The following is a 13,870-nucleotide window of genomic DNA, read 5'->3' as shown; positions in this document are numbered from 1 at the left end:
TTCCTATAGCGTCTATTAGTTAGCTTTAACCGCACTATTTACTTGAATCAATGTCTTGTTAGGACCAGGAACATTGCCCTTAACAAGAAGTAAGTTACGCTCAACATCAACCTTAACGATTGATAGGTTTTGAACTGTTACTCTTTCTCCGCCCATACGTCCAGGTAATAGTTTACCTTTGAATACACGGTTTGGATCTACAGGACCCATTGAACCGGGACGACGGTGGTAACGAGAACCATGGGACATTGGTCCGCGGGATTGGTTGTGACGCTTGATTGCGCCCTGGAAACCTTTACCCTTCGAAATTCCTGTCACATCTATTACATCGCCTTCTGCGAAAATATCAACCTTGACTTCCTGACCAACCTCATACTCTCCAAGTTCTACACCGCGTACTTCACGGACGAAGCGCTTAGGAGCAGTTTCTGCTTTAGCAGCATGGCCGCCTTCTGGTTTGTTAGCAAGCTTAGCGCGCTTGTCTTCAAAACCAATTTGGATAGCCTCGTATCCGTCTGTATCAACTGATTTCTTTTGAAGCACAACGTTTGGCGTTGCCTGAATTACAGTTACAGGGATCAAGTCACCATTTTCAGCAAAAACCTGAGTCATTCCAATCTTTCTACCTAAGATTCCTTTGGTCATTAGTCACACCTCCTAATTTGTTTTTATAATTTATTTTTTGTATTAAAGTTTGATTTCGATGTCAACGCCGGACGGTAAGTCAAGACGCATTAGAGCATCTACCGTTTGTGGTGTTGGGTTCACAATATCAACAAGACGTTTGTGTGTGCGCATTTCAAACTGCTCACGAGCATCCTTGTATTTGTGCACCGCACGAAGAATCGTGTAAATCGACTTTTCAGTTGGCAACGGGATTGGACCCGATACACTAGCACCTGAACGTTTTGCAGTTTCAACGATTTTCTCTGCGGACTGATCAAGGATTCTGTGATCATACGCCTTCAAACGGATACGAATTTTTTGTTTTGCCATTATTTTCCCTCCTTTTTCGCCTATTTAGGAATAGACATTCTCCGCGAAAATTTCCCACACACCAGCCATGGCAAAGCGGCCGGGTGTGTCGGCAACCTCCCGCTTCATCGCAGTCAAAGACCAACATTAGATATTATACAGATAATATTAGAATAACGCAAGTCTTTTTCCGAAATTACTTTCTAACACACTTTCTTTATTATACGAGGGATCGCTTCAGGTTTCAAGTGGTATGAAAATAGGCAGAAAATTCACAGGTTTTAACTCGTTCTTTATTGACTTTCAATGCTAATAACTGCGATAAAAAAGCGACTTTCTTCTATATAGAGTAAGGCATGTATCTTTACCAGCAGCATGTATTCTTACACTCTTGAGTTTGGCGACTAGTTCGTTTTTTCACCCTATGGCTTAATTGAATTAACATAATGATCAACTCGCTGATCTTGCGGTTACAAAACAGCTGCCAGTAAAAGCTGGATCCATCTATAATGTTTGTGTTTGATAGTAAAACAATGCTCTATCTGCGCCAAGCGATTTTCAAACAAAAAACCCCTGAAGCCAATGAAGGCTGCAGGGGTTTTGTTGGAATAGCAGAAATTACTTCTGGATAGAAGCAACTACGCCAGCGCCTACTGTACGTCCACCTTCACGAATAGAGAACTTAGTTCCTTCTTCGATTGCGATAGGAGAGATTAGCTCAACAGTCATTTCGATGTTGTCGCCAGGCATAACCATTTCTACTCCTTCTGGAAGGTTACAAACGCCAGTTACGTCAGTTGTACGGAAGTAGAACTGAGGGCGGTAGTTAGTGAAGAATGGAGTGTGACGTCCACCTTCTTCTTTTGATAGAACATAAACTTCAGCTTTGAAGTTTGTGTGTGGAGTGATTGTTCCTGGCTTAGCAAGAACTTGTCCACGGTTGATGTCGTCACGGGATACACCACGAAGTAGTGCACCGATGTTGTCACCAGCTTCTGCATAGTCAAGAAGCTTACGGAACATTTCAACACCAGTTACAGTTGTTTTCTTTGGCTCTTCAGTAAGACCAATGATTTCAACTTCGTCACCGACTTTAACTTGTCCACGCTCAACACGTCCTGTAGCAACTGTACCACGGCCAGTGATTGAGAATACATCCTCAACTGGCATCATGAATGGCTTGTCAGTGTCACGCTCTGGAGTTGGGATGTAGCTATCTACAGCTTCCATAAGCTCATAGATTTTTTCTTCCCACTCAGCATCTCCTTCAAGAGCTTTAAGAGCAGAACCTTTGATTACTGGAACATCGTCGCCAGGGAAGTCGTAGTCTGAAAGAAGATCACGAATTTCCATTTCAACTAGCTCAAGAAGCTCTTCATCGTCTACCATGTCGCATTTGTTCATGAATACAACTAGGTAAGGAACACCTACTTGACGAGAAAGAAGGATGTGCTCACGAGTTTGTGGCATTGGACCGTCAGCAGCAGATACTACTAGGATTCCTCCGTCCATTTGTGCAGCACCAGTGATCATGTTTTTAACATAGTCAGCGTGTCCTGGGCAGTCAACGTGTGCATAGTGACGAGTATCAGTTTCATACTCAACGTGTGCAGTTGAGATTGTGATTCCGCGCTCGCGCTCTTCTGGAGCACCATCAATTTGATCATATGCCATAGCTGTTCCACGACCATATTTCTTGTGAAGTACAGTTGTGATTGCAGCAGTTAAAGTTGTTTTACCATGGTCAACGTGTCCGATTGTACCAATGTTAGCATGGGTTTTCGAACGGTCGAATTTTTCCTTAGCCATTTGGAAATCCTCCTTTAGATAGTTAAAAATATATTTTTTATTGTTATGAAGGAAAGAAGTTCTTGGGAACCTCTTTCACTCATCCCTTACATAGTAGTTATACTTTATTGAAAGAGCTAAATCAATTATTCCCCTTTATTTTTCTTGATGATTTCTTCGGAGATTGATTTAGGTACTTCTTCGTAATGATCGAAGAACATAGAGAATGTTCCGCGTCCTTGTGTATTCGAGCGAAGTGACGTTGCATATCCGAACATTTCAGATAATGGAACGAATGCTTTAACAATCTGCGTGTTACCGCGGGCTGCCATACCTTCTACCCGTCCACGGCGAGATGTGATATCTCCCATGATATCTCCCATGTACTCTTCAGGAATCATAACTTCTACACGCATAAGCGGCTCAAGAAGTACTGGGTTACACTTGGATACTGCGTTTTTCAATGCCATTGAAGCAGCAATCTTAAATGCCATCTCAGAGGAGTCAACATCATGGTATGAACCATCATATAGACGAGCTTTAATATCGATTAATGGATATCCGGCAAGAACACCGTTATCAAGTGAATCTTCCAGTCCAGCTTGAACTGCAGGAATGTATTCACGAGGAACTGTACCACCTACGATACCATTTTCAAATTCAAAGCCTTTACCCTCTTCGTTTGGAGAGAATTCGATTTTAACGTGTCCAAATTGTCCACGCCCACCAGACTGGCGTACGAATTTTCCTTCAACTTGAGCAGAGCCGCGGAATGTCTCACGGTAAGATACCTGTGGAGCACCAACGTTAGCTTCTACTTTAAACTCACGACGCATACGGTCAACCAGTATATCAAGGTGAAGCTCACCCATACCTGCAATGATCGTTTGACCTGTTTCCGTGTCAGTGTGCGCGTGGAATGTTGGATCTTCTTCCTGAAGCTTTTGAAGAGCTTGACCCATTTTATCCTGGTCAGCTTTCGACTTAGGCTCGATCGCAACAGAGATAACCGGTTCCGGGAATTCCATAGACTCAAGAATAACAAGACTCTTTTCGTCACATAGAGTATCCCCTGTTGTTGTATCTTTAAGACCAACAGCAGCCGCTATATCACCCGCATATACTTCAGAGATTTCTTCACGGGAGTTAGCGTGCATTTGCAGGATACGTCCTACGCGCTCACGCTTTCCTTTTGAAGCATTCTGAACATATGATCCGGATTGAAGTACTCCTGAGTACACGCGGAAGAATGTTAATTTACCAACATACGGATCCGTCATTACTTTAAATGCTAGAGCAGCGAAAGGCTCTTCGTCACTTGGAGGACGTGAAACTTCCTCTTCTGTGTCCGGAATGTGCCCTTTGATAGACTCAACATCTAAAGGTGATGGAAGGTAGTCGATAACAGCATCCAGCAGAAGCTGAACCCCTTTGTTTTTGAAAGCAGAACCACAAATTACAGGATAGAACTCAACGTTGACAGTTCCTTTACGGATTGCAGCTTTAAGTTCCTCTGTAGTGAATTCTTCACCTTCAAGGTACTTCATCATTAGATCTTCATCAAGGTCAGCAACCGCTTCAACTAATTTGCCGCGGTACTCCTCTGCCTGTTCTTTGTACTCATCAGGAATTTCACGCTGTTCAGTACGAGTTCCCAGGTCGTCTTCATAGTAGTAAGCTACCATTTCAACTAGATCAATGATCCCTTCAAACTCATCTTCAGCACCGATTGGAAGCTGGATTGGATGAGCGTTAGCTTGAAGACGGTCATGCAGCGTACCTACAGAGTAAAGGAAATCTGCACCGATTTTGTCCATTTTATTAACGAACACAATACGAGGCACTCCGTAAGTTGTTGCTTGACGCCATACAGTTTCAGTTTGCGGCTCAACACCCGATTGGGCATCCAGCACACCTACTGCTCCATCAAGTACACGTAGTGAACGTTCAACTTCTACAGTGAAGTCTACGTGTCCAGGTGTATCGATGATGTTAACGCGGTGGTCTTTCCATGAAGCGGTTGTTGCAGCAGATGTGATCGTGATTCCACGCTCTTGCTCCTGCTCCATCCAGTCCATTTGTGACGCACCTTCATGCGTTTCGCCGATCTTGTGGATACGGCCTGTGTAATAAAGGATACGCTCCGTCGCAGTCGTCTTACCGGCATCAATGTGAGCCATGATACCGATATTACGAGTGTTAAATAAGGAGAACTCTCTAGGCATGGGTCTTTCTCCTTCCTAAAATGGTAATATGGTTAAAACTACGTTTAATCTTACCAGCGATAATGAGCAAATGCTTTGTTAGCTTCAGCCATTTTATGAGTGTCTTCACGTTTCTTAACTGCAGCTCCAGTGTTGTTTGCTGCATCAAGAATTTCGTTTGCTAAACGCTCTTGCATTGTTTTTTCTCCGCGTTTGCGAGAATGATCAACCAACCAGCGAAGACCAAGAGTTGTACGACGCTCTGGACGTACTTCAACCGGCACCTGATAGTTAGCTCCACCTACACGGCGTGCGCGAACTTCAAGAACTGGCATGATGTTTTTAAGAGCTTGATCGAACACCTCAAGAGCATCTTTACCGCTGCGTTCCTGAATGACATTAAACGCTGAATAAAGAATTTTTTGAGCTGTACCTCTCTTACCGTCTACCATGATTTTATTAATTAAGCGTGTTACAAGCTTCGAATTATAAATCGGATCTGGCAACACGTCACGTTTTGCTACTGCACCTTTACGAGGCATGTGTGTTCCTCCTTTCACGAGAAAATCTATTTAAATCAGTTTAGGATTTCTTTTCTTTTGGTCTCTTAGTACCGTATAGAGAACGTCCTTGACGGCGTCCGTCTACACCGGCAGTATCAAGAGCACCACGAACGATGTGGTAACGTACCCCTGGTAAATCTTTTACACGTCCTCCGCGGATAAGCACAACACTGTGCTCTTGCAGATTGTGTCCGATACCTGGGATATAAGCCGTTACTTCGATCATGTTTGTCAAACGTACACGCGCATATTTACGAAGAGCCGAGTTTGGTTTCTTCGGAGTCATTGTACCAACACGAGTACATACACCACGTTTTTGTGGAGAAGATACATCAGTTGCTTTCTTTTTAAAGCTGTTGTATCCCTTGTTTAGTGCTGGTGAAGTTGATTTCGTGCCTTTAGATTGACGCGGCTTGCGCACTAATTGGTTAATAGTTGGCATGAGTTTTTTCCTCCCTTCAAATTTGTTGTAAGCCCACACATCCAGGTGGTTCATTTTTGGGCAAAAACAAAGCCTTTGTAGCACTACACTACAAAAACATCTTTAAACAGTAATGGCTACCGCAGCAGCACCGACTTCGATCCCACATGCTTTCCCCAGCTTCTTCATAGAGTCTACATGGGAAATTGACACGTTCATATCTTTAGCGGTGTGTATGATTTTATCAATCACATGGACATCCGCATCATCAGCGACGATCACCTCTCGGATTGAACCTGCCTTGAGGGCCTTTACAACTTGTTTGGATCCTACAATGATGTGTTCAGCCTGTGATACTTTTTCATAAGACATCTTCATATCCTCCAAAGTAACAGGTTACGAATAGGAGCAACCTTGAATATATTATCATCTCATCTAGTTGATGTCAACATTATATAAAAGAAATTGAGAATGCGACACCTTATCTGGTGCGCATTCTCTTTTCTTTAGTCAGCCTGCCAATTTACTGTCTGGCGCAGCTGCCTGTGAACTTCCACCGGAATTAGTCGACTGTGACTGCTTCTTCAACAGTTTTGTCTTCTGATTCGATTTCAGCCTGGCGATAGCGCTGCATTCCTGTTCCGGCTGGAACAAGTTTGCCGATGATGACATTTTCTTTAAGTCCAAGAAGTTCATCGCGCTTGCCTTTGATTGCTGCATCCGTAAGAACACGTGTTGTTTCCTGGAAGGATGCTGCGGACAGGAAGGACTCGGTTTCAAGAGACGCTTTTGTGATTCCAAGAATCAATGGACGTCCTGTTGCCGGCTTCTTGCCTGATAATAGAACCTTTTCGTTGGCCTCCATAAACTGGTGCACATCGAGTAAAGATCCTGGAAGCAATTCTGTTTCACCGGCTTCAATAACACGAACTTTTCGAAGCATTTGACGTACCATTACTTCTACGTGCTTATCGCCGATTTCAACGCCCTGCATACGGTATACTTTCTGAACTTCTTTCAGCAAGTATTCCTGAACTGCAGCAACGTCGCGAATCTTAATTAATTCTTTCGGATCAATAGAACCTTCAGTCAATTCCTGGCCTCGGGCAATGACGTCATCAATTCCCACTTTCAGGCGCGCTGTATAAGGAGCTGTATAGCTTCTTGTTTCAACATCACCTTTAACTGTGATTTCCTGTTGACGGTCTTTGCCTTCACTAATGGCTGTTACGACTCCATCGATCTCTGAGATGACCGCTTGACCTTTCGGATTACGGGCTTCAAAGATTTCCTGGATACGCGGAAGACCTTGTGTAATATCGTCTCCTGCTACCCCGCCTGTATGGAAGGTACGCATAGTAAGCTGTGTTCCTGGTTCTCCGATTGATTGAGCTGCAATAATACCAACTGCTTCTCCCACTTCAACCTTTTCACCAGTTGCAAGGTTCTTACCATAGCATTTTTCACATACACCATGACGCGTGTTACAAGTAAACGCAGATCGGATAGATACTTCTTCAATACCTGCTTCAATAATTTGACGCGCGATATCTTCTGTAATCAGTTCATTGCGTCTTACAAACACTTTGCCATTTCCAGGGTGTTTTACAGTTTGATTTGAATAACGGCCTTCTAAACGTTCTTCAAGCGGTTCAATCGTTTCAGTACCATCTTTTAGTGAACGTACTCGAAGTCCTCTATCTGTTCCACAATCTTCTTCACGAACAATTACATCCTGAGCTACATCAACAAGACGACGGGTAAGGTAACCTGAGTCAGCTGTCTTAAGGGCTGTATCGGCAAGACCTTTACGGGCACCGTGAGTTGAAATAAAGTACTCAAGAACAGTTAGTCCTTCACGGAAACTTGATTTGATTGGAAGCTCAATGATCCGTCCAGCCGGGTTGGCCATCAGACCACGCATACCAGCAAGCTGCGTAAAGTTAGATGCGTTACCTCGGGCACCGGAATCACTCATCATGTAGATCGGGTTCAGACTGTCAAGCGTAAGCATAAGCTTGTCTTGAATTACGTCTTTTGCCGCACTCCATATGGAGATTACACGGTCGTAGCGTTCTTCCTCGGTAATTAATCCGCGTCGGAACTGCTTCGTCACTTTATCCACTCTTTCCTGTGCTTCTTTCAGGATCACCTGTTTCTCAGGTAATACCACGATGTCAGCTATACCGATTGTAATGCCGGCACGGGTAGAGTGTTTAAAGCCCAGGTTTTTCATGCTGTCAAGCATTCTTGACGTATCGGTAATGTGGAATCGCTTGAACACTTCAGCAATGACATTTCCAAGATATTTCTTTTTAAACGGTGAGACAAGCTCATTCGATTTAATATGCTCTTTTACATCTGTAGTCGGATCAACGAAGAACTTATCAGGTGTTGCCACTTCCAAGTTTTCCATTGTCGGCTCATTGATGTAAGGGAACGACTTCGGAAGAATTTCATTAAAGATAATCTTCCCTGGTGTAGTCAACAGAAGCTGTTTGTTTTGCTCTTCTGTGAAGTTTTCTTTTTTCACTGCGCTCGCATGGATGGCAATACGGCTGTGAAGGTGTACATATCCATTTTGATACGCCAGAAGTACTTCATCAGCATCTCTGAATATTTTACCTTCTCCTACAGCATCCTTACGCTCGAGAGTCAGGTAATAGTTTCCTAAAACCATATCCTGAGAAGGTGTTACAACAGGTTTTCCATCTTTAGGATTCAAGATGTTTTGTGCAGCCAGCATTAGCAGACGCGCTTCAGCTTGAGCTTCAGATGAAAGCGGAACGTGAACGGCCATTTGGTCACCATCAAAATCGGCGTTGTATGCAGTACATACAAGTGGATGCAGACGGATCGCGCGTCCTTCTACCAGTGTTGGCTCAAACGCTTGAATTCCAAGACGGTGAAGGGTTGGTGCTCGGTTCAGCAGTACCGGGTGCTCTTTAATAACATCTTCAAGTACATCCCATACCTCGCTGTGAACACGCTCGATTTTACGCTTTGCACTCTTGATATTGTGAGCGAGTCCGCGTTCAACCAATTCTTTCATTACAAACGGTTTAAACAGTTCAAGCGCCATTTCTTTCGGAAGTCCGCACTGATACATTTTCAGGTTTGGACCTACTACGATAACGGAACGGCCTGAATAGTCCACTCGTTTACCAAGAAGATTTTGACGGAAACGGCCCTGCTTCCCTTTCAGCATGTGAGACAGAGATTTTAATGGACGGTTACCAGGTCCAGTTACAGGACGTCCGCGCCGGCCATTGTCAATCAGTGCATCTACAGCTTCCTGGAGCATACGCTTTTCATTCTGAACAATGATGCTTGGCGCACCAAGGTCAAGAAGACGCTTCAGCCTGTTGTTCCGGTTAATTACTCGACGATAAAGATCATTTAAATCTGATGTAGCGAAACGACCGCCGTCAAGCTGTACCATCGGACGAAGCTCAGGCGGGATGACAGGCAGTACATCAAGAATCATCCAATCAGGATAGTTACCCGAGTTACGGAAAGATTCCACTACTTCAAGGCGTTTAATTGCACGCGTACGGCGCTGGCCTTGTGCAGTTTTCAGTTCTTCCTTCAGCATCTCTGCCTCTTTGTCCAGGTCAAGGTCCTGAAGAAGCTTTTTGATGGCTTCTGCACCCATTGCGGCCTGGAATTTGTTGCTGTATTTATCCCGATATGCACGATATTCTTTTTCAGATAGCAGCTGCTTTTTCTCAAGCGCTGTATCTCCTGATTCTGTTACAACGTAAGAAGCAAAGTAAATTACTTCTTCCAGCGCACGCGGAGACATGTCAAGAACAAGGCCCATACGGCTTGGAATACCTTTGAAGTACCAGATGTGTGATACAGGCGCTGCCAATTCAATATGCCCCATACGTTCGCGGCGTACTTTGGCACGTGTAACTTCTACTCCGCAGCGGTCACAAACGACGCCCTTGTACCGGACGCGTTTGTATTTACCACAGTGGCATTCCCAGTCTTTTTGAGGACCGAAAATACGCTCACAGAATAGACCATCTTTTTCAGGCTTCAACGTACGATAGTTAATGGTTTCTGGCTTTTTGACTTCTCCGAAAGACCACGAGCGGATTTTATCAGGAGCTGCCAGGCCGATTTTCATATACTCAAAATTATTAACATCTATCAAGGAGCCTACCTCCCTTTTCGTTTACAGGTTTTGCCCTTTTGTCGGTTATCTGCACAGTTGTATTGCTCATTCTTTTGCCGCAACGGTTTCTGATGTTAATACATCGGTTTCCGGTGCAATATTCAATGCGTCTGCCTGATGAATATCTTCTTCATCATCCATGTCGCGCATTTCAATTTCTTCATCATTGCTAGACAGCATCTTAACGTCCATACCTAAGCTTTGAAGCTCTTTAATCAATACTTTGAATGATTCAGGTACGCCCGGTTCAGGTACGCTGTCGCCTTTTACAATGGCTTCGTAAGTTTTAACACGGCCTACAACATCATCCGACTTAACAGTCAAAATCTCCTGCAGTGTGTAAGCAGCCCCATATGCTTCAAGGGCCCAAACTTCCATCTCTCCAAAACGCTGTCCGCCAAACTGCGCTTTACCACCCAGCGGCTGCTGAGTAACAAGTGAGTAAGGACCAGTTGAACGAGCGTGAAGTTTATCATCAACCATGTGAGCAAGCTTGATCATGTACATCACACCGACTGACACGCGGTTATCAAATGGATCTCCGGATCTCCCGTCGTATAAAACGGTTTTTCCGTCACGCGACATGCCGGCTTCTTCAATTGTAGCCCACACATCTTCCTCGTTAGCACCGTCAAATACCGGAGTGGCAATATGGATGCCCATTGAGCGTGCGGCCATACCCATATGCATTTCAAGCACCTGTCCGATGTTCATTCGGGATGGTACACCAAGCGGGTTTAACATGATATCAATCGGCGTTCCGTCAGGCAGATATGGCATATCTTCTTCCGGAAGTATCCGTGAAATAACACCCTTGTTTCCGTGGCGTCCGGCCATTTTATCCCCAACAGAGATTTTTCTCTTTTGAACGATATAAGCACGAACCAATTGGTTTACTCCCGGTGGAAGCTCGTCTCCGTCTTCACGGTTGAAGATTTTCACATCAAGAATAATTCCTCCGGCACCATGCGGTACGCGAAGCGAAGTATCTCTTACTTCACGGGCTTTTTCACCGAAAATCGCATGAAGCAGACGTTCTTCCGCTGTTAGTTCCGTCACACCTTTTGGCGTTACTTTCCCAACAAGGATATCCCCGTCTTTCACTTCCGCACCAATTCGGATGATTCCGCGCTCATCAAGATTGCGGAGTGCATCTTCCCCGACGTTTGGAATATCACGCGTGATTTCTTCAGGTCCAAGCTTTGTATCACGTGATTCTGATTCATATTCTTCAATATGGATCGACGTGTATACATCGTCTTTCACCAGACGCTCACTCATGATAACAGCATCCTCATAGTTGTAGCCGTCCCATGTCATGAATCCGACAAGAACGTTACGGCCAAGAGCAAGCTCTCCTAATTCCATCGAAGGACCATCTGCAAGGATTTCACCTTTTACTACGCGGTCTCCTACAGAAACGATCGGACGCTGGTTATAGCAAGTTCCCTGGTTGGAACGAATGAATTTTTGCATTTTGTATTTATCAAGATCGCCTTCTGTTTCTTTTCCGTCGATCTCAACGAGTCTGCGGACCCAAACCTGGCTCGCCTGAACACGCTCAACAATACCTTCATGCTTATTGATGACAGCAGCACCTGAATCTTTAGCAGAAACGTGCTCCATTCCTGTCCCAACGAACGGGGCTTCAGGATTGAGCAAAGGAACTGCCTGACGCTGCATGTTCGCTCCCATTAGTGCACGGTTGGAGTCATCGTTTTCCAAGAAAGGAATACATGCGGTTGCAGCAGATACAACCTGTTTTGGCGATACGTCCATGTAATCAAGGCGATCACGTCTGATTACGGTGTTCTCACCGCGGAAACGCGATACTACTTCATCATCAAGGAACGATCCGTCATCACCTAAACGGGCATTTGCCTGTGCAACAACGTAATTATCTTCTTCATCAGCAGTTAAATAGTCAATCCGGTCTGTCACTTTTCCGGTATCAGGGTCTACACGACGGTAAGGCGTTTCAATGAATCCAAAACGGTTTACCTTCGCAAAGCTTGACAACGAGTTGATCAGTCCGATATTTGGTCCCTCAGGCGTCTCAATTGGGCACATACGTCCGTAGTGGGAGTAATGAACGTCACGTACTTCAAAGCCCGCACGCTCACGTGTTAAACCACCAGGTCCAAGTGCTGACAGACGACGTTTATGCGTCAATTCAGCTAATGGATTTGTCTGATCCATGAATTGAGATAATTGAGAGCTTCCAAAAAACTCTTTAATAGACGCAATTACAGGGCGAATGTTAATTAACTGCTGTGGTGTAATGGTGTTTGTGTCCTGGATGGACATTCTTTCACGCACCACTCGCTCCATACGGGAAAGCCCGATGCGGAACTGGTTTTGCAAAAGCTCACCAACAGAACGCAGACGACGATTTCCAAGATGATCAATATCATCTGTTAAACCGACACCATGTAATAGATTAAAGAAATAACTGATAGAAGAAATGATATCAGCAGCGGTAATGTTTTTAACACTATCATCTACATAAGCATTACCAGTCACTAAAATTTCTTTGTCACTATCTGCGTTAGGAACCTGGATTTTGATCGACTGAAGCGTTAGTTCTTCTTCGATCACGCCGCCAGCATGGTTAATGGTTTTAAAACCAACGCCATTTTCAAGATAAGGAATCAGCTTATCAAGGTTTCGGCGGTCAAGAGTTGTTCCCTTTTCTGCAAGAATCTCGCCTGTTTCCGGATCTGCCAGCGTTTCTGCCAGCACTTGTCCGAATAAACGGTTCTTAATGTGAAGCTTTTTATTCATTTTATATCGACCTACATTAGCAAGGTCGTAGCGCTTTGGATCAAAGAAACGTGATTCTAGAAGACTCTTTGCGTTATCTACAGTTGGAGGTTCGCCAGGGCGAAGTCTCTCATAGATTTCGAGCAATGCTTTATCAACGGTTTCCGTATTATCTTTTTCAAGCGTATTACGGATATATTCGTTGTCACCGATCAGATCAATAATTTCCTGATCCGTACCAAAGCCGAGCGCACGTAATAAAACAGTTACAGGAAGCTTCCGTGTACGATCGATACGAACGTGAACGACATCTTTTGCATCTGTTTCATACTCAAGCCAAGCCCCGCGGTTAGGAATCACCGTAGCGCCGAAGCCTCTTTTTCCGTTCTTATCCATTTTGCCGTGGAAATACACACTTGGCGATCGAACAAGCTGTGATACAATAACACGTTCAGCTCCATTAATGATGAACGTCCCAGTGTCTGTCATAAGAGGGAAATCTCCCATGAACACATCCTGATCTTTTACTTCTCCGGTATCTTTATTCAACAGTCGAACCTTCACACGAAGCGGCGCAGAATACGTAACATCGCGTTCTTTTGATTCATCTACTGAATACTTTGGTTCACCAAGGCTGTAATCAATAAATTCTAATGAAAGATTTCCAGTGAAGTCTTCGATTGGGGAAATGTCGCGAAACATCTCTCTCAATCCTTCTTCTAAAAACCATTCATAGGAAGCTGTCTGAATCTCAATCAGATTCGGAAGTTCCAATACTTCACTGATACGCGCAAAGCTTCTGCGCTGGCGGTGTCGTCCATACTGAACTAGTTGACCTGTCAACTGATTCACCCCTCAAATCAAGCGTTTTGATAGATCCATTCTGCTCAATGTCATCACAAAATGGACATAAGACAAATAGAAAACGAGGCTTTTATTAACCACATTTTCTACGTAAAGAACAATTATTTAA

General features: G+C 44.2%; 9 protein-coding genes. All 9 read right to left on the bottom strand.

What is annotated here, in order from left to right:
* Positions 1 to 15 precede the first annotated feature (15 nt).
* Positions 16 to 645: a 50S ribosomal protein L3 gene (gene rplC / locus P6709_RS18700; RefSeq protein WP_278242440.1), complete on the bottom strand. Its 630-nt coding sequence runs from the start codon at positions 643 to 645 to the stop codon at positions 16 to 18.
* 42 nt (positions 646 to 687) lie between these two features.
* A complete protein-coding gene (rpsJ, locus tag P6709_RS18695; protein WP_104059792.1) occupies positions 688 to 996 on the bottom strand; it encodes a 30S ribosomal protein S10 in 309 nt (102 codons plus the stop codon).
* Between the two features lie 597 nt (positions 997 to 1,593).
* Entirely contained in the window at positions 1,594 to 2,784 is a 1,191-nt protein-coding gene (gene tuf / locus P6709_RS18690; protein ID WP_278242439.1) for an elongation factor Tu, read from the bottom strand.
* A gap of 125 nt (positions 2,785 to 2,909) precedes the next feature.
* Positions 2,910 to 4,988, bottom strand: a complete 2,079-nt coding sequence (gene fusA, locus P6709_RS18685; protein ID WP_278242438.1) for an elongation factor G — start codon at positions 4,986 to 4,988, stop codon at positions 2,910 to 2,912.
* A 50-nt stretch (positions 4,989 to 5,038) separates the two neighbouring features.
* Positions 5,039 to 5,509, bottom strand: a complete 471-nt coding sequence (rpsG, locus tag P6709_RS18680) for a 30S ribosomal protein S7 (RefSeq protein ID WP_041054656.1) — start codon at positions 5,507 to 5,509, stop codon at positions 5,039 to 5,041.
* A 40-nt stretch (positions 5,510 to 5,549) separates the two neighbouring features.
* Positions 5,550 to 5,972 (bottom strand): 30S ribosomal protein S12, encoded by a 423-nt coding sequence (gene rpsL, locus P6709_RS18675; protein WP_041054655.1) that lies wholly within the window; start codon positions 5,970 to 5,972, stop codon positions 5,550 to 5,552.
* Between the two features lie 102 nt (positions 5,973 to 6,074).
* Positions 6,075 to 6,323 (bottom strand): 50S ribosomal protein L7ae-like protein, encoded by a 249-nt coding sequence (locus P6709_RS18670; RefSeq protein ID WP_278242469.1) that lies wholly within the window; start codon positions 6,321 to 6,323, stop codon positions 6,075 to 6,077.
* A gap of 190 nt (positions 6,324 to 6,513) precedes the next feature.
* Positions 6,514 to 10,113 (bottom strand): DNA-directed RNA polymerase subunit beta', encoded by a 3,600-nt coding sequence (rpoC, locus tag P6709_RS18665; protein WP_278242437.1) that lies wholly within the window; start codon positions 10,111 to 10,113, stop codon positions 6,514 to 6,516.
* A gap of 66 nt (positions 10,114 to 10,179) precedes the next feature.
* Positions 10,180 to 13,740 carry a DNA-directed RNA polymerase subunit beta gene (rpoB, locus tag P6709_RS18660; protein ID WP_278242436.1) on the bottom strand — a complete coding sequence of 1,187 codons (3,561 nt, stop codon included), beginning with the start codon at positions 13,738 to 13,740 and terminating at the stop codon, positions 10,180 to 10,182.
* Positions 13,741 to 13,870: the final 130 nt, after the last annotated feature.

The organism is Jeotgalibacillus sp. ET6 (assembly GCF_029667115.1).
Classification (GTDB): domain Bacteria; phylum Bacillota; class Bacilli; order Bacillales; family Jeotgalibacillaceae; genus Jeotgalibacillus.
This window is presented reverse-complemented; position numbering and strand designations above follow the sequence as displayed.